We start from the raw sequence: 25,512 nt of genomic DNA, 5'->3' as shown, positions 1-25,512 counted from the left end.
CAAAAAAGCAGAAAACCGTTTACACGTTAAGAACCTGAACATAGAATCGCAGAAGTAATTCTATACAAAAATCAATTCAATGAAATTTCTCGGTAATATTATCTGGCTGGTATTTGGTGGTTTTGCTATTTTCCTCGAATATATTGTGGCCGGACTGGCACTTTGCGTTACAATTGTTGGAATCCCGTTTGGAATTCAATCTTTTAAACTCGGCGTGCTGGCATTATGGCCGTTCGGGCAAAAAATCGAATACATGGATTATGCACCGGGCTGTCTGTCAACCATCATGAACTTCATCTGGTTACTTATCGGCGGAATCTGGATTATGCTCACCCACGTATTATTTGGTTTATTGCTTGGAATAACGATCATTGGAATTCCGTGGGCCAAACAACATTTTAAAATGGCTTCGCTGGCACTTACTCCTTTTGGAAGAAGAATCGTTTGAAGTTGGAAAGGCTAAGGGATTGAAGGATTGAGTAGAATGCGCAAATGCGCGAATTCATAAATGCATCAATTGTTCAAACAAAACAACTTTTACTTCAACCCAGGTCAACAAAACACAAAAGTTGCCAATTGTATTTTGCCAACTGCCTATACGTCTACTTTGAACTTTAAACTCCTAACTCATTTTAACTCCGTTCCTTTGGCGCCCCACCAATAAAACGCTTCCATGCGCAGGCGGTCGGTTTTTACCATAGGATCTTCACCTTCCAGTTTCAAAGCTTCTTCAACGGTTTCCACATCAAAAATAAGCAGGCCACGGTGTTCACCGCCACCATCAAACGGACCGGCAACCATCAGTTTTCCTTCTTCCGCCAGTTTCGATAAATGCGCCAGGTGCATTTCCTGGTATTTCGCGGCTTCTTCCTGCGTTTTACTTTTCGTTTCACCACTATTCAGCAACATAAAAACATAACGTTTCATGGTGTACGTCGTGTCGCCTTCGGTGTACGAAAATTCACGTTGATCCTGAGCATGCAGCGCACCTGCAAAAAAGATCATCGCGAAGGCAATCAGCAATTTTTTCATTATTAATGTTTTAAGTTTAGTCTTTTGATTTTAACTGGTCTTTAAAGATCTTTCTGAATTTCTCAAGCTTCGGAGTTATGATGTACTGACAATATCCCTGCGACTTATTCCGGTTGTAATAATTCAGGTGATAATCTTCGGCCACATAAAACTTATCAAACGGAGCCACCTCGGTCACAATTGGTTTATCGTAAACTTCTTCCTGTTTAAACAGCTGAATGACTTTTTCAGCAGTTTCTTTCTGCTTTTCGTTGTGGTAGAAAATTACAGAACGGTATTGAGTACCTACATCATTTCCCTGACGATTCAGGGTGGTTGGATCGTGAGTCATAAAAAACACCTCAAGAATTTCGCTGAAACTGATAACATCAGCATCGAAAGTAATTTGCACCACTTCAGCGTGACCGGTTGTTCCGGTACAAACTTCTTTGTAACTCGGGTTCTTCACATCGCCACCACTGTAACCGGGCTTAACGTCGGTTACGCCTTTTAATTCGAGGTAAACTGCTTCGGTGCACCAAAAACATCCACCTCCGAGTGTTGCTTTCTCCAGATTTTTTGCCATGCCTGTTATCGAAATTGTTGTTAATATGATCAGTAATAAAGTTTTCATGCTTTTGTTTTTAAATCAACAAGTGAACTTCTTTTACGCTTCGGTGCGAAACGCGAGAAGAATTTCTTTTCGAAGGCCCAGAAAAACCGGAACTGACCAAATACAAAACCGATAATCAGCAACAAAATATTGTAAATGATCAAAACAGAAGCTATGTACACTGGGATTCTTACGACCAGATCCGTTTCCGCAGTGATACCGATCAAGGTGAAAAACATATTTTTCAGATAAACCGTTGCACTGCCGGTAATGGCAAAAACCACAAGAATAATCGCTACCTGTGTATTACTGGCGATATTCCATCGTTTCTTCAGGCGCTCGAACATCATCTCACTTTTAAGAGATTAACAACACACATTAAAGTATGTTTTATGGAAGCAGTTTAAATCTGATGTGTTTGGTATATAATGTAGCCATAAACGGCAAAGCGCAGAAAACGAAATAAGGCGTATTTGAGGTAGCGTTTTGAAGGATAACCTGCCGAACCGACCAAAAGACTGACGGCCGACCAGGGAAGCGGTGTAAGTGCCGCAACAATAATGAGGAAGAGGCCATATTTTTTTACCTTTTCTGCCGAATCTTTCAGTATCTTCCTTTTCAAGTATTTAAACGTTTCATTTTTGTAGAAAAACTGACCAATCAAAAAGTTAATGTAGCCCATAAGATAAGAAACCGAAGCAAAGAATGCCAGGTTAAACAAATAGTGAAGGGCATCGGCTTTATTGATGGCCCAGATCATAAACAATTCGGGTGGAATTATTCCGAAAAAGAACTCTGAGCCAGAATAAATCAGGTAAATAATTAATGGCTGTGCATAAAATTTAGCGATCAATTCGTCGGAAGCATGAGACAGCACCACCTGTTTAAACAGAAAATACAGCACCAAAATGGCTGCCAGCCAAGCCAGGCCCTTTAATCCGTTTTTTAGAAGAAATTGTATCCGAGGACTGATTTTCATGCTTTGTTTTCTGATTTTAGCAAACGAAAATACAACAAATTTAAGGAACAGCGATTTTGCAGAACTTTATTATAAAAAGAATACGCAAAAAAAGAATTTTGTCTTCTATCTAAAGCTAAAATTAATCGAATGAAGCATCCATTGTTTTTCCTGAATTGGCTACCAAACGATTGATCTCTTCCGTTTCAGAAGGAGTAAAATAGCGGTACTCGCCCACCTTTAAATCATCAAGATTTATATTCATAATTCGCACACGTTGTAAGCGGGTAACTTCGTAGCCCATGTAGGAACACATTCTGCGGATTTGCCGGTTAAGGCCCTGAGTGAGGATTATTTTGAAGGTGTGGTCAGCAATACGTTCTACTTCGCATTTTTTGGTAACGGTTCCTAAAACAGGAACTCCGCTGGACATTTCGCGAATAAAAGTTTTGGTGATCTTTCGGTCAACACTTACAATATATTCCTTTTCGTGGTTGTTTCCGGAGCGAAGTACTTTGTTCACAATATCGCCATCGTTGGTCAAAAAAATCAAACCATCGCTGGGTTTATCAAGCCTGCCAATCGGGAAAATACGCTCTGGATGTCCGATGTAATCGATAATGTTATTCTTTATCGAAGTATCAGTTGTGCAAATAATTCCGACGGGTTTGTTAAAAGCAATGTATATATTCTCCACTTCTTTTGAAATGAGTTTCCCCTCCAATTCAATTTTGTCGTCGGGGGAAACCTGAACTCCCAGACCAACTACTGTCCCGTTTACCTTTACTTTTCCTGCTTCAATCAAACGGTCGGCTTCGCGTCGCGAACAGTATCCAGTTTCTGAAATGGCCTTATTTAAGCGTTTTGTTTCCATGATTATGCAAAGCTAATAAAACAGGAAATAAAGTGCTTTAAACTGAAGTTTTAAAAGCGGAAATTAGTTTTTAAATCCACCATTCCATTTTAACTCCAAAATAGTAGCCCCAGTTTTTCTTTCCTACAAACTGAAGATAGGGAGAATACAGATTCTCTTTTGCAGCGTCGTTATAGTGCGCCAGTGAATAAACAAAGCGGAAATGAGGACGTGCTCCGGTGCTTTTTACACCGGTTGGAACAAAAGTTGGCGCCAAGCTTATCTTTTGCATCGAATAGGTATCATCTTCGCCGTCTTTTCGCATGCTGTAATGAAATTCGCTCAGCATATGAAACTTAGGATGGATAAAGCAAGTTTCCCGAAATCCAACGGTAAAATCCTTTTTCCGGTTGTAAATTTCGCGCCCAAGGTAGGTTAGAGCTTTCCCGTTACTATTGGCGGCTCCCTTACTTTGTGTATAAATCATATACGCATTCAGGTTGTTGTTTTCATTTATATCGAATTTGATCTCATCAACAACCGATAAGGAATAAGCACCCGCAAAATTCAGTTTCTCCAAATCCGGAGCACCATAAGTCATCCAGGTTTTTGAATGACCGCCGTCGCCACCGTTGGCCAAACGTGTACCGTATCGAATACTAAAATGATTAAAGGCGTAAGGATCGTCTTTACTTATGGATGCATTAAGTTTTAATCCAAAAACAAGCCCGTAATCCGAAGGATAATTCAAAATAATACCCGGTTCATCATCATAAGGAGTTGGTACGCCATTATTCTGCACATCTCCCATTCTGTGGTATTCGAACATCCCGGTCAGAATGCTGCTTTCAGAAATATTAAAATCCTGCTCCAGGATAATTACCACCCGCTGACGAAGTGCCAGGTTGGCCACTCCGTTTCCAATGTTCAAATAGAAATACGGAGGGACATCCGATGTAGTATCGGTAGAAGAAACAAAAACTGCATTAAAACGTGTGTTCCTGTAGCCAATTCCAAATCCCTGTCCCGAATGGTCATCAAAATAAAAATGGTCGGCTATCTGGACTTCACCTTTTCGGTTAAAACGCGACCCGATCCAAATGCTCAGGTCTTTTCCGTTGATATTACTTGCTTCGGCATAAATCTCGGGCAGCGCCAGAGTCAATCCCCCAAGGCTGCTGGTAGTGGAATTGCCGAAAAGCGAAAGGCTTTTTGAATAAACCGATAATCGTGTCTGAACCTTAATCTGAGTGGGATCATCGTTTTTAAACGGTTTAAAAAGAAATATGGGAGCAATTTCCAGGTAATCCTGTTCTTCCATTCGCCCGCCAATACTGCCCATGTTGTTCAGATTTAACCTTCGTCCAATCGAACCGCCGTTCTCAAAGCTCCAGTCGACTCCTACCCTTCCGTAAGATGCGATTGAAAATCCATCATTGTTTTTTGGTTGATAAGTTATCTGGCCTTGAGAATGCTTAAGAGAAAACAGAAGCAAGACCACAAGAATGCACAGGTATCGAGGTTTCACGGTTTAATGAATTTTATTGTTTTACTAAACAATATACAGCGAATTCTGCAAAAATCACGAATCATTGGTGAGTTAAAATCCGCCTCGAAGCTGTTTCAACATAAATTACAGGGATTATTCCGATCGTTTTGGTTTTAATTCATCAAAAAAGATATCGTCGTTAGGGACATCAAACTCCAGTCCGGTTATTTTCAGGTTATTATCCATATTAAATTTTACCGTTCCGAAATTAAACCAGGCGTGTGTGTTGTCCCAATCGATTTTCCACACATCGTAATGCCAGTGTTGTAATGTCGCCGACAGTTCGGGAGAATGTTCGAAATACATGCGCAACACTCCGTCTTCTAACTTCACGCTAATGTTGCCGTAAATATCGGCCACATACATTCCTGCATATTTTTCAAGCTCCAGCGAAGGAGCAGTTCCTTCAACACGACTTTCAACCCGGTCGTTAACACGGGTATCTTTTGTTTTCCGTTCCTGCTTTTTCTTCAGCAGTTCCTGCGACCAGTCATTTTCTTCTTCGCCCAAAAATGCATTTAGGGCATAATAAGTAACTGCCATTGTGGGCGGATTCATACCGTTTGAAAGCACCACAACGCCCAGTTTTTCGTCAGGGATCATGGTAACTGCCGAGATCATTCCATCGTAACCTCCGGTGTGGCTGACACGCAAACGCCCGTAATAATCCGACAGGCCCCAACCGAGTCCGTAACCGCTAAAATGCATATTAAAGTCGTTACTGTCGTTGCGATTAACCGTGTAACTGTTCTGCATTTTCCACAACTGATTTTTGGCAATGCTTTCCGAACTCATCATAAAACTCATCCATTTGGCCATATCGTTTACCGAGGAGATCAGTCCACCAAGGGCACCAACTTCTTCCCAATCGGTGTATGTGATAGGAATATTTTCACCATCTTCAAAAGCATGTGGCGTGGCAAAATTTCCAACTGCATCGAGCTTCGATAACGAGAAAACCGTTCGGTCCATTTCTACCGGATCAAGAATACGTTCCTGAACGTTTTGCCCCCAGGTTTTTCCCGTAACTGTTTTGATCAACTCGCCGGCAGTAATAAACATGACGTTTGAATAGCCAAAACCATCACGAAAATCGTAAGCCGGTTCAAGGTATTTTAATCGTCTGATTATTTCTTCTGAGGTAAGATCAGATTTATACCAGATCACATCGCCGCTAAACGTACCCAGACCAACACGATGGCACAACAAATCCTTTACAGTAACTTCGTTACTCACCCATGGATCGTACAGTTCGAAATACGGCAGGTATTTTTTTACTTTGTCATCCCAATTGAGCTTGCCTTCATTGATCAACTGGGCGATTATATAGCTGGTAAATGCTTTTGAATTGGAAGCAATGGCATAAAGCGTGTTTCCATTGGGTTGCGTTTCCAGTCCTACTTCCATCAATCCATATCCTTTGCTGAATACCGTTTCGCCATCTTTTACAATGGCCACGCTCATTCCGGGTGTTCCCCAATCAGCAAGTGCTTTTTCAAAATAATTATCCAGTTTTTTAAGATCGACATTCTGCGCCTGTACCAAAGTTGCCAGAAACAAAAACAGCAGGAGTAAAAAGTTCTTCATCATGTTTGCCAGTAAAAAGGTTAATGAATTCAGTTTTGTATTTTCTGATTTTTACCCATCAGAAAGTACAGAATGGAGCCAATAACATTAAAAAAAATGACAATAAGTACCCAAATAATTTTGTTGTTGCCTGTAAATTCGCTTCTGATAATGTCGACTAAAGCGATAATGGGCAGAATAAACAGAAATAAGGATACGAACAGTAAAATGATAATTTCCTGCGGGCCAATAAATCCAAGTAAAGTCATAACGGGTTGTTTAAAAGTTAGAATAGATATTATGAATTACATTTTTGTTTTCCGATAAATATAATCATAATAAAACTAACTCAAATCACCTTTAATCAGATTGACTTTGCCTATCGGTTTACATTTACAAATCCAGCAACCATTCCTCAAGTTTGTCCATGGCATATAACATTTTGCTGCAGTGCTTTCTCAGGAAATCAGTGTTAAGCGGCCGGTCTTTATATTCGTTCATGGCTTTGAACAACACTTCCTCGCCATTAAAATCGACATAAGCAATCCTGCAGGTCAGTTCCTCGGGTTGGCGGCCAAACTCCATCCCGGGAAGCATGGCAATTCCCGTTTCACGCAAAATGGTTTCGCAAAGTTCAAACGATGTCAGAATTCCTCGTCCAGCAAGTTTTTCACGATAAATATTAAAATTTGGGAACAAGTAAAATCCACCTTTTGGTGTTGGCACAGTAATATAGTTTTCACGTAAACGAGCTGCAAAATAATTTCCCAGACTCTTTAATATTCTTCGTGAATGGAAAAGATATTCATCAATTTCAGGATGATCTTCAAAAGCCGTTACGGCCGCATACTGAATTGGTGCGCTGGTTGATGTAAAAGTTTCGCTGGCCACCGTGGCCATGGCATTTTGCAGCCATTTCAGGTTTTCGGGGAAAGTAAAAGTGCCCAATCTCCAGCCACCTGCTCCGGCCCATTTGCTCAATCCGCTGCTGATTATCGTTCCTTCAGGATAATATTGTGCTATGGAAACATGATTACCTTCATGATCGAGTAAACTGTAAATTTCGTCTGAGATCAGGATCAGCTTGTATTTTCGGGCAACACCCGCCAGCTTTTTTAACCAGCTTCGCGAATAGGTTGCTCCGGTTGGATTTGACGGATAGTTGAGAATAACCACCCGCGGACGTTCAGGATCGGAACGGCAAATCAGGTCGAGTTTCTCCGGACTTAGTTTCCATTCGCTTTCTTCCGAGGTAGGGACCCAGCTTACATGCCGACCAGCAATCCTGGCTTGCGGCGAATACGACACCCAGCTTGGCGTAGGAATAATAAGCTCGCCATAATATACCAGCTGCAAAATAAAAATCAGTTCCTTCGAGCCGGGTCCGATCATGATATCATCGGCAGATCCTTCAATTCCCTGATGGCGGTAATTAAACTCAGCAATGGCTTCACGCAACTTCAATAATCCTTTAACCGGCAAATAATCTTTTTGATGGGTGTTTCTGCGCAGTGCTTCCTGCACAATCTCAGGAACCGGAAAAGGTGATTGCCCCAATCCGAGTTTATATACCGTTGTTCCCTGTTTAATAAGTTGATTACTCCGCTCGTTAATTTGTAGCGTTGCCGATTGGTTTAAGCCGCGGACATTCAGGTTCAGGTTTACATACGGACTCGTTTTTAGTGTCTTTGCCATAATTCTGAGTTTTTCATGAACAATCAAGATATTTGATACAAATATTGATCTTTCTTGAAACAATTACTCAAAAACCAATACATAAATAACCTTTTAGGCGTTTAATTTAATATTTGCTTGACATTTATCTTTTAATACATCTACTTTTAAAGATAAATGACAATTAACCATTCATTTTTACCAAAAAAAAGGGGAACCAAACCGTTTCCCCATCTATCATTTTTCAGCAAATATCTAAAGTGAATCACCAAAATCGGCTCTGAATTTGGCTACCAGTTTTTCGGTCCAGTCGCCAATAGGCTCCAGGCGTCCCATAAAGAAACGTAGGAGTGGCGGTTCTTCGGTCCATTGCAAACCGCCAACCAATTCGCGATTGTCGAACAACCATTTTACGCGATCAACAACATACATGGTTTGCGACAAGGTGAACACGCGACGGGGAAATGCCAAACGCAACAATTCTACATCGGCCAGAATGTCTTTTCCGTTCTCATCGCGAACACTGGAGATTGTTCCGCGTTCCATACCGCGAATACCCGAAATAATATAAAGTGCCGATGCCAGCGCTCCTGCCGGATATTGCTCCTGAGGAACATGGCTTAGAAATCCCATGGCATCGATGTGACAACCTAAAGCTCCCGCCGGCGTAATGACCGGTACTCCGGCTGCATCCAAATTATCAACCGCATATTTTATAAACGACGGCGACTGACTGATGACGGTATCATCGCAGGTCTCGCGCAAACCAACTGCCATAGCTTCAATCTCGCGTACCGACATTCCGCCGTAGGTAAGAAATCCTTCGTACAGCACGAGCAAGTCACGCATTTTCAGGTAGTATTCTTTTTTGTTGGTAAGAATCCCACCACCTCGTGTTGAACTCACTTTCCGACTGGAGAAATAGATAAGATCGGCATAACTGCACATCTCCAGTAAAATATCTTTTATCTCGGCATTTTTAAATTCGTCTTCGCGTTGTTTAATAAAATAAGCGTTCTCCCCGATTAAACTGGCGTCGAGAACCATCATCGTATCATTCTTGTCGCACACCGCACGAACATCGCGCATGTTTTGCATTGAAAATGGCTGACCTCCAATCAGGTTAGTCGATGCTTCCATACGAACAAAGGCGACCTTTTCTTTGCCATATTTTTCAAAAACGGCATTCAGTTTATCAATATCAATGTTCCCTTTAAACAGTTTGGAACTTTTTATATCAAGTCCGTCATCGGCATAAATTTCCAGTACTTTACCCCCGTTAAGTTCCATGTGCTCTTTGGTGGTAGTAAAGTGATAATTCATCGGTATAACTTCACCTTTTTTGATGAAAGCCTGCGATACGATGTTTTCGGCAGCACGTCCCTGGTGAACCGGTAAAACGTAATGCTTACCGAATACTTCTCTGGCAGCTTCTTCCATTCGGTAAAAACTTTGCGATCCGGCATACGCATCATCGGCCTGTAACATCGATGAAACCTGGTTGTCGCTCATTGCGTTTGTTCCCGAGTCGGTAAGCATATCAAGAAATACATCTTTGGTATTCAAGAGGAAAGTATTGAAACCTGCACCTTCAATTGCAGTTTTTCTTTCTTCAATTGGTCTTAAAAATAATTTTTGTACGATTCGTACTTTGTGTTGTTCCACTGGAATCTGTTCGCCACTGTAAAATTTAATGGCGTTGCTCTGGTTCGTCATTTTTTATTGGTTTTTAGTTTCGAAATAACAATTTTCTAAAGATAAAATCTTCGAATTGATATCAATCGAAATGCTTAGATTTTGACCGAAATTTATAATCGTTCAAAACAACTCAGTGTAAGTTAACCACCAAAGCAGGATTGCTGTGGGAATTGAGGGTAAAAACCCAGTGGTTAAATAGCAGGGATATTCTGAAAATCAGCTCCAGACCAAATCAAGGATTTTTTCCAGCCACCGGGCATCCACTTCCGAAAAAGAGGCTTTTTCTTTGCTATCGATATCGAGCACACCGATAATTTCGCCTGCATTGTTTTTGAATGGAACCACAATTTCCGAATTCGAACGCGAATCGCAGGCAATGTGTCCCGGGAAAGCATGCACATCATCAACCACCAGTGTTTTATTCTGATTGTAAGCTGCCCAACAAACACCTACGTCTTTTTCAAGAATTTGACAGGCCACAGATCCCTGGTACATATTCACGGTCATTTTGCCGTCATCGAGCAGGTAGAAACCTGTCCAGTAGAAATAATCCATTTTATGGTGGAGCACAGCAATAATTGTAGCCATGCGGGCCGAAGCGTTGTTGCTTTTCTTTACCAGTTCGCTCAGCTGTTTATAGATCCGTCCGTAACGTCCGTCTTTTTTAGTATCCTCCATAATTCTGTTTTATTTCAGCTGCGAAATAACAAAATTTCATGGAGTTAAATAAGTGTTACTCCTATTTTTTAAGCGACAGAATTCATTCAAAACTATGTATTAAGACTAGCGACTCAGTTGCTCGAACGCTTACTTCTTTCGTTCTTTTTCTTTACTTTTGCGGCCAAATTAGAATGAACATGGCACAAAAACCTTCGATACCAAAAGGTACCCGCGATTTTTCACCGGTTGAAATGGTGAGACGCAATTACATTTTCGATACCATTAAAGACGTTTTTCGTTTGTATGGATTTCAGCCCATTGAAACGCCGGCAATGGAAAACCTGTCGACACTGATGGGAAAATATGGCGAAGAAGGCGATAAACTGCTGTTCAAAATTTTGAATTCAGGTGATTTTATTTCGAAAGTTCCGCAAGATATGCTCGACGAAAAAAACTCGAATAAACTCACCACAAAACTTTCGGAAAAGGGATTGCGCTACGACCTGACCGTGCCATTTGCGCGTTATGTAGTTCAATATCGAAATGACATAGTTTTCCCTTTCAAACGTTACCAGATTCAACCGGTTTGGCGCGCCGACCGTCCACAAAAGGGACGTTACCGCGAATTTTACCAGTGCGACGTTGATGTGATTGGGAGTAACAGTTTGTTGAATGAAGCAGAGCTTGTACAAATCATTGACAATGTTTTTGAGCGCCTGCAGATCAACACCGTTGTTAAAATCAACAACCGGAAAATACTCGCCGGAATTGCAGAAGCTATCGGTGAAGCCGATCGAATGGTGGACATTACGGTGGCCATCGACAAACTGGATAAAATCGGGTTGGATAAAGTAAATGCCGAAATGTTTGAAAAAGGGATTTCGCAGGATGCAGTGGATAAACTGCAACCCATTTTAAAACTCGAAGGCAGTACCTCTGAAAAACTGGAGCAGATTGAGACTGTAATCGGAGCAACCGAGATCGGGGCGAAAGGAATTGCGGAAATGCAGACTTTGTTTGCCTACCTCGAAAACTTTGATTTGAAAACCGAAGTAGAGCTCGACCTGACTCTGGCTCGCGGATTAAACTACTACACCGGCGCCATTTTCGAAGTAAAATCGAAAGATGTTCAGATTGGCAGTATTTGTGGCGGTGGCCGCTACGACGATTTGACGGGCATATTTGGTATGCCGGATGTATCAGGCGTGGGCGTTTCGTTTGGTGCCGAGCGTATTTACGACGTGCTCACCCAACTCGATCTTTTCCCTGAAGAATCGCTGGAAACGACAAAAGCACTTTTTGTCAACTTTGGCGAGAAAGAAGAAGCTTATTGTTTGCCTTTGCTGGCCGAGTTGCGTAAAGCCGGTATTAATGCAGAAATTTTCCCGGAAAGTGCCAAAATGAAAAAGCAAATGAATTATGCTAACCGAAAAGATATTCCGTTTGTAATTCTGGCCGGCGACAATGAAATAGAAGCAAAAAAATTCACCCTGAAAAATATGGAAACCGGAGAACAACAGCTGATAAATTCTGAAGAACTGATAAATATCCTTTCTTAAAAAGCTGTTGAACACGACCTTGCCACAAAATGACAGAATGAAAAACTCAATTTTAAATCGGGCTGTAAAAGTATTAGGCGGCGATGTTCGCTTCCCCTGAGCTTTATTCTTCCTTGCATCCGGATTTTCTGTATCTTCCCGGATGCACCGTTTTTTATTTGAGTAATTTTTAATTTCACATTCATCATTTAGCCTTTAAATCATGGCAAAACGCATTTTCGAAATCACTCCCAACAACCTCACCTATCCCATCATTCAGGACCTATTGGAAAACGATGTAAAACTGGTTCTTTCCGATATTTCCGTTGAATTGATTCAGCGAAGTAAAAAATACCTCGATCACAAACTTGAAAAATCGGAGAAACCGTTATATGGCATAAACACCGGTTTTGGCGCACTTTGCGACATCGAAATCTCGAAAGAAGACCTGAGTAAACTTCAGGAAAACCTGGTCGTTTCGCACGCCTGTAATGTTGGCCCTGAAGTTCCGGCTGATGTGGTAAAACTGATGCTTTTACTAAAAGCCCATGCTCTTTCCAAAGGAAATTCGGCTGTTCAACTAATCACCGTTCAGCGTATATTAGATCTGTTCAACAATAACGTACTACCGATCGTACGCGAACAGGGATCGCTCGGTGCAAGCGGCGACCTGGCACCACTGGCCATGTTGTTCCTGCCCTTGTTAGGCTTGGGAGAAGTAAATTTTCAGGGACAAAAAGTTCAAACCGAAAAAGTAGTAGAGAAATTCGGTTGGGAACCTGTCAAATTGGGCGCCAAAGAAGGACTGGCCCTGCTGAACGGTACGCAGTTTATGAGCGCTCATGCAGTGTACACGCTGTTGAAAACCTTCCGCATCATTGATCAGGGAGATATAATCGGTGCACTCTCGCTCGATGCTTTTGATGGCTTGATCGAACCTTTTTCAGAAAATATTCAACGCATCCGACCACACAAGGGACAAACGGAAACCGCCAAAAATTTCAGGCATGTACTGACCGGGAGTGAAATGCAAGCAAAACACAAGGAACACATCCAGGATCCTTATTCTTTTCGTTGCGTTCCGCAAGTACACGGCGCCGTAAAAGATGCAGCAAAATACGTTTCAAAAGTTATTGAAACCGAAATCAATTCGGTGACTGATAATCCCACTGTTTTCCCTGATGAAGACCTGATCATTTCAGGAGGTAATTTTCATGGCGAACCGTTGGCACTTTCGCTCGATTTTCTGGCCATGGCTCTTAGCGAACTGGGAAGTATTTCGGAAAGAAGAACATATCGTTTGATTGCCGGAGAACGCGGACTGCCCGAATTCTTGGTAGCCAATCCGGGATTGAATTCAGGATTCATGATCCCGCAATATGCGGCAGCGTCAATTGTCAGTCAAAACAAGCAGTTGTGTACACCGGCATCAGTGGATTCAATCCCGTCGTCGAACGAACAGGAAGACCACGTAAGTATGGGTGGAAATGCGGCAACAAAAGCCTTAAAAGTGGCACTAAATACCGAGAAAATTCTGGCTATTGAATTGTACAACGCAGCACAGGCCATGGATTTCAGAAGACCGGTTAAAACATCGCCATTCCTTGAAAACTTTCTAAGAGACTACCGTAAAACCGTAAGTTTTGTGGAAGAAGATACGCTGATGTATGAAGGGATTAACAAAACGGTTGATTTCCTGAATCATACTAAAACCAAACGTTTGGCGCGTTAAGAAGTCCAAAAAAAATCACCGGATGACTTACTGAAGCATGTCGAAGTCATCCGGTGAAATATATATATTTTAGATCGATTACAATTCCCTGATCCAGATGTTTCGGTAACTCACCGGGTTTCCATGATCTTGCAACTCCAGACTTTTTGCACCGTGCGGTTTTATCATATATTCCGGAATTCCAATGTATTCTGTGGGGCCACGGAGTTTCACATTATTTTGTACCAAGACACCGTTATGAAGAACGGTAACTGTTGGCGGCGTAAAAAAGGTACCGTCGACATTAAAACGAGGTGCCGTGTAAATAATGTCGTAGACCTGCCAAACACCCGGAGCTTTACAAGCATTAACGAGCGGTGCATACTGTTTGTATAAACTTCCGGCCTGGCCGTTTCGATATGTGCGGTTGTTGTAATTATCTAAAACCTGCACTTCGTAAAGTCCCTGCAAAAAGACACCACTATTTCCTCTACCCTGACTTTCACCTTTTACTTCAGAGGGAGTTCGCCATTCAATATGCAGCTGAAAATCTTCAAAAACTCGTTTGGTTTTAATAATTCCGGCTCCGGCCTTAACCGTTGCACATCCGTCTTCTACAATCCAGCCTGGTTCGTTTCCATCAGCATTGGTCCACTCGCGTCCCAGATCAGTACCATCGAATAGAACAATGGCATCCGACGGCGCATCGGAAGGAGTTTCACCCGGGGTAACAACCGAAACTTCCGGATCCCAGATCTCGGTCATTTCAGGTTTCATTTCCATAGATTCTTCCTGTGCAGTTGCAAAACCGGCAATAAAAAATAAAGTAAAGGCTAAAAACAGATTTTTCATGATTTAGTTGTTTTTGGTTCTAAAAAGGGGTGACCGGAAAAATCCGGCCACCTATGAAAATAAAAAATTACATTTCGGTTTATATCGCAATTACAATCCAAGTTCATCCATGATCGCGTCGATCTTTTCGTCGGCCTTTTGCTCGACAGTATCAAAATCGCTGCGTGATTTTACTTCACCCGCAACTTCAAAATAAAACTTGATCTTTGGTTCGGTACCCGATGGGCGCACTGAAATTTTTGTTCCGTCTTTTGTGAAAAACTGAAGCACATTTGATGTTATTTTCTGATCAACTTTTTTCTCTTCACCTGTAATCAGGTTTTTCGCCACCAAAGTAGAATAATCTTTTACCCATTCCATTGGTGAACCTCCGAGTTCTTTCGGCGGATCGTTCCTAAATTTGGTCATGATCTGCTGGATTTCTTCAGCGCCTGATTTTCCTTTACGTACCACATATTTCATTTTTTCACGCGAGAATCCGTATTCCAGGTAAATATCCTGCAGCAATTCGTAGAGGGTTTTTCCCTGATCGATGGCCCATGCAGTAATTTCAGCCATTAATGCACATGAAGAAACGGCGTCTTTATCGCGGACAAAATCAGATGGCATAAAACCAAAGCTTTCCTCGCCTCCTCCAATGTATTTTTTTTTGCTTTCGTTATCACGAATGACTTCGGCAATGAATTTAAAACCTGTGTAAACATCGTAATACTCGATGTTGTTGCGGCGGGCAACCTCTGCGATCATCTCAGTTGAAACGATTGTTTTTACTACAAACTCGTTGCCTTTCAATTTCCCGGCTTCCTTCATTTTCACAATAATATAATAGAAGAAAAGCAGGGCGGTTTGGTTACCATTGATAATAACGTATTCGCCTTTATCATTTTTAACCGCCACCCCAATCCGGTCAGAATCCGGATCGGATGCCATCACAACATCGGCATCAATTTCTGCAGCTTTTTTAGTAGCCATTTCCATGGCAGCTGGTTCTTCCGGGTTAGGCGAAATTACTGTTGGGAAATCTCCACTCACCACATCCTGTTCCGGAATGTTGATGATGTTAGTGAAACCAAATTCACGCAATGCAGCCGGAATCAGTTTAACACCGGTACCGTGGATCGGCGTATAAATGATTTTTATGTCTTTGTGGCGTTCTACTATATCAGGCGAAATAGACACTTTCTTAACTTCAGCAAGAAATTTATTGTCCATCTCCTCTCCCATGATCTCGATCAGTTCATCGGGTCCGTCGAATTTAATGTCTTCGGGTTTGATCTTGGCCACTTCATTCACAATGTTTACATCGTGGGGGCCAACAATCTGCGAACCATCGTCCCAATATGCTTTATAACCGTTATATTCTTTCGGATTGTGCGATGCAGTAAGAATAATACCGCTCTGGCAGCCGAGTTCGCGAATAGCATAAGACAGCTCAGGAGTAGGACGAAGATCGTCGAACAGGTAAGCTTTTATTCCGTTGGCAGCAAAAATTTTTGCACTGGTTTCCGAGAATAACCGACTGTTATTCCTGCAATCGTGACCAATTGCTACTTTAATTTCATCGAGATCAGCAAAATTCTTCTTTAAGTAATTACTGAGCCCCTGAGTAGCCGCGCCAACGGTATATATATTCATGCGATTGGTTCCTACTCCCATGATTCCGCGCAGGCCACCGGTACCAAATTCTAAACTTCTGTAAAAAGAATCAATTAGTTCGGTCGGATCGTCGGCATCGAGCAAAGCCTGAACCTTCTCCCGCGTTTCTGCATCGTATGTATCCGAAAGCCACTCCTGTGCTTTCGCTCTTACTTCCTGTAATTCTTGATTATCCATTTTTATGCTTTTTCAATTCTATTTAAACAAACCTGTAAACTGTCCTTCCAATACGGAATCTTTAATTCAAATTTATCTCTAATTTTCGATTTATTCAAAACGCTGTAATGCGGGCGCTTGGCCGGTGTCGGAAACTGGTCGCTCAACACCGGATTAACCTTTATTTTAATTCCCGAAAGTTCGAAGATGGCTTTTGCAAAGTCGAACCAGCTTATCGCTCCTTCATTTGAATAATGATAAATGCCGGGAATAAAATTGTTTTGATCGACCGTGGTTCTATTAACAACTTGCAAAATTGCTTCTGCCAAATCGGCTGCATAGGTTGGCGATCCCACCTGGTCGAACACCACTCCAAGTTCATCCTTCTCTTTTCCCAAACGAAGCATAGTTTTAACAAAGTTATTCCCAAACGAAGAATACAACCAAGCAGTTCTGATAATTATCGAATCCGGATTTTCGCTTAATATAAATCGCTCGCCATCTAATTTGGTAGTACCATAAACTCCCTGCGGATTGGTTTTATCCGACTCAGTATACGGAGTACATGCATCGCCGGCAAAAACATAATCGGTTGAAACATGGATCAGTTTTGCCCCGATCAGCTTGCATTGCTTCGCTAATATTTTTGGAGCCACTGCATTTACTAAATCTGCTGTTTTCTGCTCCGTTTCTGCTTTGTCCACGGCAGTGTATGCAGCACAATTTACCACGAAGTCGATTTTGTGCGAGTCAAAATATTCCTGGACAGCATCGTCGCTTGTAATGTCCAGCGAATCAACATCAGTAAATAAAAAGCTCCAATCCCCAAACATTTCTTTAAGTTCGTTGATCTCGCTTCCCAACTGTCCGTATGCACCGGTAATTAGTATTTGCATTTTAAAACTTGAAATTCATTTCTGCTTCGTCGAACAATGGTGCAACTAAGTCCTTTTCAGAAACTATTGCACGTTTTTTTCCAACCTTCCAGTCAATTGCGAGTTTCACATCAAAAGGATTGATCGAACGTTCTGCACTTTTATCGTATACGTTATCGCACTTATAGGTAAAAATAGCTGTTTCGCTCAACACCGAAAACCCATGTGCAAAGCCACGCGGAATAAATAACTGTTTCTTATTATTTTCGTTTATTTCCACTCCATACCACTTTCCAAAAGTTGGCGATCCTTTTCTTAGATCTACAGCCACATCGTAAACGCTTCCCTGAACAACACGCACCAATTTTGCCTGGGCCAAATCTCCCAGTTGGTAATGCAGCCCTCGCACAACACCTTTTACCGATTTCGATTCATTATCCTGAATAAAAGGTTGCTTCATGCCTTTTTCAGCATACCTTCCCAAGTGATACGACTCAAAAAAATAGCCCCTGTCATCTTCAAAAACCCGCGGTTCAATCACCAGTAATCCCGGGAGGCCTGTTTCAATAATTTTCATGTAATTAAAAAGAAAATATTTGTCTATCGGCCAGGTTCAGAAGATACTGACCGTATTGATTTTTACTTAAAGGTTGTGCCAGTTCGATCAACTGTTCCTTTGAAATAAATCCCTTTTTAAAGGCGATTTCTTCAATACAGGAAACTTTTAAGCCCTGACGTTGCTCGATGGTTGAAATAAAATTCGAAGCCTGCAACAAACTTTCATGGGTTCCTGTATCGAGCCAGGCAAAACCACGCCCCAAAAGTTTTACGTTCAGCCTGTCTTCTTCCAGGTACAAACGGTTTAAATCGGTAATTTCCAACTCGCCTCGTTTCGATGGCTTTAATCCTTTAGCTTTCTGCACCACATCGTTTGAATAAAAATACAAACCGGTAACGGCATAATTCGATTTTGGGTGCTCCGGTTTTTCTTCAATGCTGATCACTTTTCCACTCTCATCAAATTCAACCACTCCGTAGCGGTGCGGATCGTTCACATAATAACCGAAAACAGTTGCGCCATCTTCCAGTTTGGCTGCATCTTCCAATATTCCCCTGAAATTATAGCCATAAAAAATATTATCGCCGAGAATCATGCAAACACTGTCGTCGCCAATAAATTCATCACCCAAAATAAATGCCTGTGCCAAACCATCGGGCGAAGGCTGAACGACGTACGAAAGTTTTAATCCAAGCTGTGATCCGTCTCCCAGCAAATTTTCGTACAAGCTAATGTCGGTCGGCGTAGAAATGATCAGAATCTCGCGTATGCCGGCCAGCATTAAAACCGAGAGCGGATAATAGATCATCGGTTTGTCGTAAACCGGAATAATTTGTTTCGAAATCGATCGGGTAATCGGATAAAGACGCGTGCCTGAACCTCCTGCTAGAATTATACCTTTCATTCTAATTTATTTGTTATTTTATTATATGCTTGATTTGGCAAAAGTTATCTGTTCAACTCAATACCTTTCAGGTCTGACAAATGTACTATTTTTGATTGATCCGACAGAGCATTAATCTACATTCCTAAAAACAGGATTTGGATTTAACGACCGATTTAGGTAACATTTTGGCTCAGAATCAATAAAATAGGTAAAATACTTTGCTAAAACTGAATTAAGTTATATTTTTGCGCGCGATTTAAATACAATATATTGTCTAACTCATTAATTTATTAAGAATTACATGACTGAAAAGAAAAACGAAAATCTTGAAAAGGAAGTAAAAGAAACTCCGGTTCAGGAAGAAAAAAAAGCTGCAAAAGCAGTGAAAGAAGAAAAACCGGCTGCTGAAGAAGTAGCAAAAGAAGAGCCGGTAGCCGAGGCTGCCGAAGCAGAAACAGAAACAGAAGCTAAAGCTGAAGAAACAGCAGAAGTAAAAGCTGAAGAAGCAACAGAGGCGAAAACTGAAGAAGCTGAAGAAGTTGAAGAAGCGAAAGCCGAAGAAACAGCAGAGGTAAAAGCTGAAGAAACAAAAGAAGCTCCCAAAGCTAAAAAAGAAGAAAAACCCGCAACAAAAGCGGAAACCGAAGAATTTGACTGGGATAGCCTTGAAACAGGTAAAGATACCTACTCAGCAAAAGAGAGAGGCGACCTGGAAAGTTTGTACAACAACACCTTGAACACCGTTTCAGAAAAAGAAGTGCTGGAAGGCAAAGTAATTTCGCTGAATAAACGCGAAGTTGTTGTTGACATAGGTTATAAGTCTGACGGTATCGTTAGTTTAAACGAATTCCGTTATAATCCTGATCTGAAAGTAGGCGACACAGTAGATGTTTACATCGAAAGTCTCGAAGATAAAAAAGGTCAGATGATCCTGTCGCACAAAAAAGCGCGTGCAACCCGTTCTTGGGAGCGTGTTAACGAATCGCTTGAAAACGACGAAATCATCAAGGGATACATTAAGTGTCGTACCAAAGGTGGTATGATCGTTGACGTATTTGGCATCGAAGCATTCTTGCCAGGTTCGCAAATTGATGTTAAACCTATTCGCGATTACGATATTTACGTGGGTAAAACCATGGAATTCAAAGTGGTTAAAATCAATCACGAATACCGTAACGTTGTTGTTTCACATAAAGCACTTATTGAGGCTGAACTGGAGCAACAGAAGAAAGAAATTATCAGCAAACTTGAAAAAGGACAGGTACTTGAAGGAACCGTTAAAAACGTTACATCGTACGGTGTGTTTATGGACCTTGGTGGTGTTGACGGTTTAATTCACATTACCGACCTTTCATGGGGACGCATTTCTCACCCAAGTGAAATCGTTGAACTGGATCAGAAACTGAACGTGGTGATCCTTGATTTCGATGACGACAAAAAACGTATTGCACTTGGCTTGAAACAGCTGACTCCTCACCCATGGGATAACCTGGATGAGAAACTGAAAGTTGGCGATAAAGTAAAAGGAAAAGTAGTTGTTATGGCCGACTACGGCGCGTTTGTTGAAATCGCTCCGGGAGTTGAAGGTCTGATCCACGTTTCAGAAATGAGCTGGAGCCAGCACCTGCGCAGTGCACAAGATTTCTTAAGCGTTGGCGACGAAGTAGAAGCTTCAATTCTTACACTTGACCGCGAAGAACGCAAAATGTCACTGGGTATCAAACAACTTAAAGAAGATCCATGGTCGAAAATCGATACTGAATACGGTGTTGGTTCAAAACACACTGCTAAAGTTCGCAACTTCACCAACTTCGGTGTATTTGTAGAAATTACTGAAGGTGTTGACGGCCTGATCCACATTTCAGATCTGAGTTGGACGAAAAAGATCAAACACCCATCAGAATTTACTGCAATTGGTGAAGATATCGAAGTAGTAGTTCTTGACATTGATAAAGAAAACCGTCGTTTGAGCCTAGGTCACAAACAACTGGAAGAAAATCCATGGGATGTATTCGAAACTATTTTCACTACCGATTCAATCCACGAAGGAACTGTGGTTGAGTTGATGGACAAAGGTGCTGTAATTGCACTACCATACGGTGTTGAAGGTTTTGCAACTCCACGTCACCTGGTAAAAGAAGACGGATCTTCTGTAAAACAAGACGAGAAACTCGATTTCAAAGTTATCGAATTTAACAAATCAGCTAAACGAATTATCGTTTCGCACTCCAGGATTTACGAAGATGTTAAACGTGCTGCAGCCGGCGAACAGCGTAAGACTCAAAAGAGTACTTCAAAACGCGCCATGAAATCTGTCAGCGAAAACATCGAGAAAACCACCCTTGGAGATATCAGCGAATTGGCTGCTTTGAAAAAGGAGATGGAAAAAACCGAGAAAAAAGACAAATAAGCAGTTGGTGTATTTGAACTGATTTTCGTAAATTGAAGCATGGCATTCGAAATTCGAAAAAACGGCAAGCATACTTTAGTAAAAGTAAACGCCGATAGATTAGATACAAACAACGCACCCGACCTTAAGTCAGAATTGCTTATTGTAAACAGCGATGGCGAAAAAAACATCGTTCTCGATCTCAGCGAAGTTACGTATTGTGACTCTTCAGGATTGAGAGCAGTGTTGGTCGCTAATCGTCTTTGCGAGGACGCAATCGGAACTTTTATCCTTTGCGGACTACAGCCCGATGTGGAAAACCTGATTAAAATTTCGATGCTTCATACGGTTCTGTTGATAACCGATACCGTTGAAGAAGCAAAGGAATTACTGGAAAAGAAAGAAAATCTGTAAGCACAGATATGTCTTTTGAATTGACCATATTGGGAAGCAACTCAGCATTACCAACTTCAAACAGATATCCAACCGCCCAGGTACTTGAAGTACCTGGGCGTTGTTTTTTAATCGACTGTGGTGAAGGAACTCAAATTCAGCTTCGCCGCAACAAGATCAATTTCAGCAAAATACAGCACATTTTTATTTCCCACCTGCACGGCGACCATTATTATGGCTTGATCGGTTTGATATCGACCATGAACCTGATGGGTATAAAAAGCGATCTTCATATTTATTCCCACTCCGAGTTAAAAAATCTCATCCAGCCACAACTCAATTTCATCCGGGGTGAAATGACTGTGAATCCGATCTTTCATCCGCTCAATTTAAAGAAGCCACAAACCATTCTCGAAACCAAAAAAGTGGAGGTGATTTCATTTCCGGTAAAACACAGCATGCCCACTTGCGGCTTTTTATTTCGCGAAAAACCCAAACAGGCCAACATCCGAAAAGAACTGATAAAAGTTTATGACATCCCCGTTGCCGATATCAAACAAATAAAAAAAGGCGCTGATTTTGTTACAGCCGACGGACAGACTATTCCGAATGAACACTTGACCATTCAACCACCAAAGCCAAAATCGTACGCATTCTGCACCGACACGGCATTTCATCCACCTTTAGCAGAGATTATCAGAGATGTTGATTTGCTTTACCATGAAGCCACCTTTATGGAAAAACTACGAGACCTGGCCGAAAAAACATTGCATTCTACTACCAAACAGGCTGCCGAAATGGCCAAATTATCCAACGCCGGCAAATTGCTGATCGGTCATTTCTCGGCACGATTTAAAAACACAAAACTGTTTGAAGAAGAAGCCCGTGAAGTATTTGAAAATACCGAAGCTGTAGTTGAAGGGAACAAATACATTATTTAATCACAACTCATCTCCATCAAAAAAACCTTTATCGAAATTCACCAGATATAGTTTTTCGGTTGGTCGTGTAAAAGCGGTGTACAACCACCGATAATATTCTGTATCGAGCATATCTTCCACGAGGTAACCGTGATCGACAAAAACCGCTTTCCACTGTCCGCCCTGTGCTTTATGACAGGTAAGAGCGTACGCATATTTTACCTGCAGAGCATTGAAATACGGATTTTCTTTGATCTTTTTCCAGCGTTCGCGCTTGTTCCTTACCTCGAGGTAATCTTCTGAAACAGCGTCGAAAAGCTGTCGGTTCTGATCGCGACTAAAAGAAGCACTTTCCAGGCTCAGGGTTTCCAAAAATATTTTACAATCGAGCTCCACATTTTCATAATCGAGAAAGCGAAGACTTACATTCGCAAAACGAAAACCGTACAATTCTTCGTAACCGTTAATAGTAATTATTTCCGCGATATCGCCATTGGCAATAAAATCGATCTCAGTATCGGCTTCCGCCCAGAAATAATTGTTCTTTACCACCATCAACAAGTCACCTCGTTCAATCTCATTCTCCTTGTATAAAATAGAGCCCCGAATTCCTTTGTTAAAAATATTGGCCCGTTTATTTGAACGGGTAACCACCGTGGTCTCAAACAAACCATATTTATCGTAACACGATGAAATAGTTTCTATCAGATCGGCTCCCGATATTCGGATAATGTCTTCAAACGGATCTAAATCAATGGGAAAAAATCCTGATTCTCCTTCTCCTGCGCCTATACGGTTTCGTATTTCCGTAGCATTGGTAAGGATTCCCGATCCTTCAACCTGACGCACCACATCGGTCAGTTCGGTCTCCACTACGCTAAAGCCATAGTTTTCAAGCGTAAAAGCTTCAAGTGCAGGACTGATGTCGAGACCAACCGGAGGAAGTTGCGCCGTATCTCCCACCAGAATTAACCGGCAGTTTTCGCCCGAATATACATATTCCAGTAAATCGTCGAGCACACGGCCGCTTCCAAAAACCGAACCTTCGTATGATTCATTTGAAATCATTGAAGCTTCATCGACAATAAAATAAGTATTCTTATATAAGTTTTTGTTCAGAACAAACCGCCCCATTCCATCGCTCGAAGATTGTTGCCGGTAAATGCTTTTATGAATGGTAAACGCGGGCTTAACCGAATAATCGGCCATAACTTTTGCTGCTCTACCGGTAGGAGCCATCAGAATCGAGCGTATTTTTAAAAGATCGAGCACCTGTGTCAAGCTGTAAATCATTGTCGTTTTACCGGTTCCTGCGTAACCTTTTATCAACATAATCTGATCCGGTTCATCGGAACTAATGTAGCCGGCTATTAAGTCGATTAAAACTTGTTGGCTATCCGTTGGCGAAAAAGCCAGTTTCTCAGTCAATAATCTTATCAGGTGATTTTTAATCATACGGTCTAAAATAACGAGAGTGTAAAGGAAGCTAATTTATTTTTTTTTATAAATTTGCAGGCAAACGAAAAATGAACCTATAAAAAATTTACAATGAGAACCGTAATTCAGATCTTACTAGTCGTTGCAGCAGTTGTGCTCGTATTTTTCATTTACAAGAGCATTCAGCGCCCGATTGAATTCGATAAGGCCAAAGATGCACGATATGAAGCGACTGTTGAAAAACTAAAAGAGATTCGTTCGGCCCAACTAGCATACAAAGATGTGTACGGACGTTTTGCCGGAACTTTTGATACACTGGTTAGTTTTGTTATCCACGATTCTGTACGTAACGTTAAAGCGATTGGTGAATTGACTGACAGTATGATCGAAGCAAAAATCTCCGAGAAGAAAGCGATTGAAATGGGACTGATCATTCGTGATACCATTAAAGTTTCGGTTCTTGAGTCGCTCTTTGGTAAAGATTTCGATGCAAATAGTTTACGCTATGTACCTGTACCGGGTGAAAAAACAGAATTTCATATGGCGGAAACCGTTATTACTACAGGTTCTGGCATTCAAGTTCCTGTTTTTGAAGCAAAAGCTCACAACAACGTTATTTTAAGGGGTCTCGATCGACAACTTGTCATCAACCTGAATGCCCAGCGCAGAACCAATGAAAGATACCCCGGATTGAAAGTCGGTTCATTAACTGAGGCTAATAACAACGCAGGTAACTGGGAATAATCCACATGTATGATTTTGTAGACGATTCGTTTAATAACGAAAATTCTCATGAAAATATATTATCCATTCAGGTTAGCCTGAATGGATTTTCTTTTTGTATTCAGGATACCAACAACCAAAGAATATTATTCTTTAAACACATTGACCTGAAGATCAGTAGCCCACAACTGATTTTACGAAGATTCACCGAATGGATAAATGACGAAGAAGCTTTACGGTGGTCTTATCGGCAAAAAAAGCTCATATACATTGGACCGCAGTTTACGCTCTTGCCACAACAGTTTGAAAGCGAACCTGTAAAGCACGATTTAAAAAAGTTACTTTTTACGGGTAATGAAGAAGAGTTTGCCGAAAACTGGATCGAAGAAATTCATTCTAAATTGTTTTTCTCGCTTCCCACGGGTCTTAACAGCACCATTCAGGAACAATTGGGACACGTTCGTATAGCTCATCCAATTACGCCAATAATCAGAGCACACTTTCGGCATCCTGCAGAAACCAGCCTCGTTTTGTTCTTCGATAATACTAACATGTATCTTACCTTAAAACAGAAAGGGCAACTGGTTATTGCCAATAAATTCAACGTCAATCACACCAACGATGCGGTTTATTATGCCTTATCGGTGGCCAAACAATTAAAAACCGATGCAAAAAGCTGTGCCGTATTATTGGTGGGAAGATCGGCATATCTAAAGGGATTAAACGAACATTTGCAGCAACATTTTGCTGAGTTGGGTTGGCTGCCTTCAGAGAAGTCGATGGCAAACGTGGAAGATAGAGAACTAAGTGAATTTATTTGTTTATACTGATCGAA

General features: G+C 41.4%; 25 protein-coding genes. 8 read left to right on the top strand and 17 right to left on the bottom strand.

Going from position 1 to position 25,512, the window contains the following annotated elements; all coding sequences use genetic code 11:
- Nucleotides 1-79: 79 nt before the first annotated feature.
- On the top strand, nucleotides 80-448 hold the full coding sequence (locus WFY05_RS15675; RefSeq protein WP_340113848.1) for a YccF domain-containing protein: 369 nt from the start codon (nucleotides 80-82) through the stop codon (nucleotides 446-448).
- 179 nt (nucleotides 449-627) lie between these two features.
- Here the strand turns inward: WFY05_RS15675 and WFY05_RS15670 are convergent, their stop codons facing one another.
- The 11 genes from WFY05_RS15670 to WFY05_RS15620 all read right to left on the bottom strand — a co-directional run bounded on the left by WFY05_RS15670 (nucleotide 628) and on the right by WFY05_RS15620 (nucleotide 10,600).
- Nucleotides 628-1,032, bottom strand: coding sequence for a YciI family protein (locus WFY05_RS15670; RefSeq protein ID WP_340113847.1), 405 nt, complete (start codon nucleotides 1,030-1,032; stop codon nucleotides 628-630).
- Nucleotides 1,033-1,048: 16 nt separating this feature from the next.
- Complete coding sequence (msrA, locus tag WFY05_RS15665) at nucleotides 1,049-1,645, bottom strand: peptide-methionine (S)-S-oxide reductase MsrA (RefSeq protein ID WP_340113846.1); 597 nt, start codon at nucleotides 1,643-1,645, stop codon at nucleotides 1,049-1,051.
- A complete protein-coding gene (locus tag WFY05_RS15660; RefSeq protein WP_340113845.1) occupies nucleotides 1,642-1,971 on the bottom strand; it encodes a DUF6787 family protein in 330 nt (109 codons plus the stop codon). The genes msrA and WFY05_RS15660 overlap by 4 nt, the downstream gene beginning before the upstream one ends.
- Before the next feature lie 56 nt (nucleotides 1,972-2,027).
- Nucleotides 2,028-2,603: a VTT domain-containing protein gene (locus tag WFY05_RS15655; RefSeq protein WP_340113844.1), complete on the bottom strand. Its 576-nt coding sequence runs from the start codon at nucleotides 2,601-2,603 to the stop codon at nucleotides 2,028-2,030.
- Between the two features lie 121 nt (nucleotides 2,604-2,724).
- The gene (rluF, locus tag WFY05_RS15650; protein WP_340113843.1) at nucleotides 2,725-3,456 is read right to left on the bottom strand and encodes a 23S rRNA pseudouridine(2604) synthase RluF; all 732 of its coding nucleotides are present in this window, start codon (nucleotides 3,454-3,456) and stop codon (nucleotides 2,725-2,727) included.
- A gap of 70 nt (nucleotides 3,457-3,526) precedes the next feature.
- Nucleotides 3,527-4,963 (bottom strand): carbohydrate porin, encoded by a 1,437-nt coding sequence (locus WFY05_RS15645; RefSeq protein ID WP_340113842.1) that lies wholly within the window; start codon nucleotides 4,961-4,963, stop codon nucleotides 3,527-3,529.
- A 114-nt stretch (nucleotides 4,964-5,077) separates the two neighbouring features.
- Nucleotides 5,078-6,574, bottom strand: coding sequence for a serine hydrolase (locus tag WFY05_RS15640; RefSeq protein WP_340113841.1), 1,497 nt, complete (start codon nucleotides 6,572-6,574; stop codon nucleotides 5,078-5,080).
- Between the two features lie 26 nt (nucleotides 6,575-6,600).
- Nucleotides 6,601-6,819: a PLDc N-terminal domain-containing protein gene (locus WFY05_RS15635; RefSeq protein WP_340113840.1), complete on the bottom strand. Its 219-nt coding sequence runs from the start codon at nucleotides 6,817-6,819 to the stop codon at nucleotides 6,601-6,603.
- A gap of 124 nt (nucleotides 6,820-6,943) precedes the next feature.
- Nucleotides 6,944-8,245 (bottom strand): pyridoxal phosphate-dependent aminotransferase, encoded by a 1,302-nt coding sequence (locus WFY05_RS15630; RefSeq protein WP_340113839.1) that lies wholly within the window; start codon nucleotides 8,243-8,245, stop codon nucleotides 6,944-6,946.
- A 234-nt stretch (nucleotides 8,246-8,479) separates the two neighbouring features.
- Nucleotides 8,480-9,940: a tryptophanase gene (locus WFY05_RS15625; protein WP_340113838.1), complete on the bottom strand. Its 1,461-nt coding sequence runs from the start codon at nucleotides 9,938-9,940 to the stop codon at nucleotides 8,480-8,482.
- Between the two features lie 198 nt (nucleotides 9,941-10,138).
- The gene (locus tag WFY05_RS15620) at nucleotides 10,139-10,600 is read right to left on the bottom strand and encodes a GAF domain-containing protein (protein WP_340113837.1); all 462 of its coding nucleotides are present in this window, start codon (nucleotides 10,598-10,600) and stop codon (nucleotides 10,139-10,141) included.
- A 179-nt stretch (nucleotides 10,601-10,779) separates the two neighbouring features.
- Here WFY05_RS15620 and hisS point away from each other — a divergent pair, with 179 nt between their 5' ends.
- Nucleotides 10,780-12,141 (top strand): histidine--tRNA ligase, encoded by a 1,362-nt coding sequence (hisS, locus tag WFY05_RS15615; protein ID WP_340113836.1) that lies wholly within the window; start codon nucleotides 10,780-10,782, stop codon nucleotides 12,139-12,141.
- Nucleotides 12,142-12,343: 202 nt separating this feature from the next.
- Complete coding sequence (gene hutH / locus WFY05_RS15610; RefSeq protein ID WP_340113835.1) at nucleotides 12,344-13,852, top strand: histidine ammonia-lyase; 1,509 nt, start codon at nucleotides 12,344-12,346, stop codon at nucleotides 13,850-13,852.
- Between the two features lie 78 nt (nucleotides 13,853-13,930).
- Here the strand turns inward: hutH and WFY05_RS15605 are convergent, their stop codons facing one another.
- From WFY05_RS15605 to rfbA, 5 genes are all read right to left on the bottom strand, one after another.
- Nucleotides 13,931-14,683, bottom strand: a complete 753-nt coding sequence (locus WFY05_RS15605; protein WP_340113834.1) for a 3-keto-disaccharide hydrolase — start codon at nucleotides 14,681-14,683, stop codon at nucleotides 13,931-13,933.
- 90 nt (nucleotides 14,684-14,773) lie between these two features.
- The gene (locus tag WFY05_RS15600) at nucleotides 14,774-16,516 is read right to left on the bottom strand and encodes a phospho-sugar mutase (RefSeq protein WP_340113833.1); all 1,743 of its coding nucleotides are present in this window, start codon (nucleotides 16,514-16,516) and stop codon (nucleotides 14,774-14,776) included.
- 2 nt (nucleotides 16,517-16,518) lie between these two features.
- Nucleotides 16,519-17,391: a dTDP-4-dehydrorhamnose reductase gene (rfbD, locus tag WFY05_RS15595; RefSeq protein WP_340113832.1), complete on the bottom strand. Its 873-nt coding sequence runs from the start codon at nucleotides 17,389-17,391 to the stop codon at nucleotides 16,519-16,521.
- Between the two features lies 1 nt (nucleotide 17,392).
- Nucleotides 17,393-17,947, bottom strand: coding sequence for a dTDP-4-dehydrorhamnose 3,5-epimerase (gene rfbC, locus WFY05_RS15590; protein WP_340113831.1), 555 nt, complete (start codon nucleotides 17,945-17,947; stop codon nucleotides 17,393-17,395).
- 4 nt (nucleotides 17,948-17,951) lie between these two features.
- Nucleotides 17,952-18,833: a glucose-1-phosphate thymidylyltransferase RfbA gene (gene rfbA / locus WFY05_RS15585; protein WP_340113830.1), complete on the bottom strand. Its 882-nt coding sequence runs from the start codon at nucleotides 18,831-18,833 to the stop codon at nucleotides 17,952-17,954.
- A gap of 283 nt (nucleotides 18,834-19,116) precedes the next feature.
- On the opposite strand from rfbA, the gene rpsA reads away from it, so the two are divergent.
- The 3 genes from rpsA to WFY05_RS15570 are packed head-to-tail and all read left to right on the top strand — an operon-like array spanning nucleotide 19,117 to nucleotide 22,538.
- Nucleotides 19,117-21,225: a 30S ribosomal protein S1 gene (gene rpsA, locus WFY05_RS15580; RefSeq protein WP_340113829.1), complete on the top strand. Its 2,109-nt coding sequence runs from the start codon at nucleotides 19,117-19,119 to the stop codon at nucleotides 21,223-21,225.
- 39 nt (nucleotides 21,226-21,264) lie between these two features.
- Complete coding sequence (locus WFY05_RS15575; protein ID WP_340113828.1) at nucleotides 21,265-21,618, top strand: STAS domain-containing protein; 354 nt, start codon at nucleotides 21,265-21,267, stop codon at nucleotides 21,616-21,618.
- 8 nt (nucleotides 21,619-21,626) lie between these two features.
- Nucleotides 21,627-22,538: a ribonuclease Z gene (locus WFY05_RS15570; RefSeq protein ID WP_340113827.1), complete on the top strand. Its 912-nt coding sequence runs from the start codon at nucleotides 21,627-21,629 to the stop codon at nucleotides 22,536-22,538.
- Here WFY05_RS15570 and WFY05_RS15565 read toward each other — a convergent pair whose 3' ends face one another.
- On the bottom strand, nucleotides 22,539-23,972 hold the full coding sequence (locus WFY05_RS15565; protein ID WP_340113826.1) for an ATP-dependent DNA helicase: 1,434 nt from the start codon (nucleotides 23,970-23,972) through the stop codon (nucleotides 22,539-22,541).
- 93 nt (nucleotides 23,973-24,065) lie between these two features.
- Here WFY05_RS15565 and WFY05_RS15560 point away from each other — a divergent pair, with 93 nt between their 5' ends.
- Both WFY05_RS15560 and WFY05_RS15555 read left to right on the top strand, forming a co-directional pair.
- The gene (locus tag WFY05_RS15560; protein WP_340113825.1) at nucleotides 24,066-24,698 is read left to right on the top strand and encodes a hypothetical protein; all 633 of its coding nucleotides are present in this window, start codon (nucleotides 24,066-24,068) and stop codon (nucleotides 24,696-24,698) included.
- Nucleotides 24,699-24,703: 5 nt separating this feature from the next.
- The gene (locus WFY05_RS15555; RefSeq protein WP_340113824.1) at nucleotides 24,704-25,507 is read left to right on the top strand and encodes a DUF3822 family protein; all 804 of its coding nucleotides are present in this window, start codon (nucleotides 24,704-24,706) and stop codon (nucleotides 25,505-25,507) included.
- The last annotated feature ends 5 nt before the right edge of the window (nucleotides 25,508-25,512 follow it).

Origin of the sequence: Maribellus mangrovi (assembly GCF_037646455.1) — a bacterium.
In the GTDB taxonomy this organism is placed as follows: Bacteria; Bacteroidota; Bacteroidia; order Bacteroidales; family Prolixibacteraceae; genus Draconibacterium; species Draconibacterium mangrovi_A.
The sequence above is the reverse complement of the archived record's forward strand: the minus strand, read 5'-3'. Positions and strand labels throughout refer to the sequence as shown.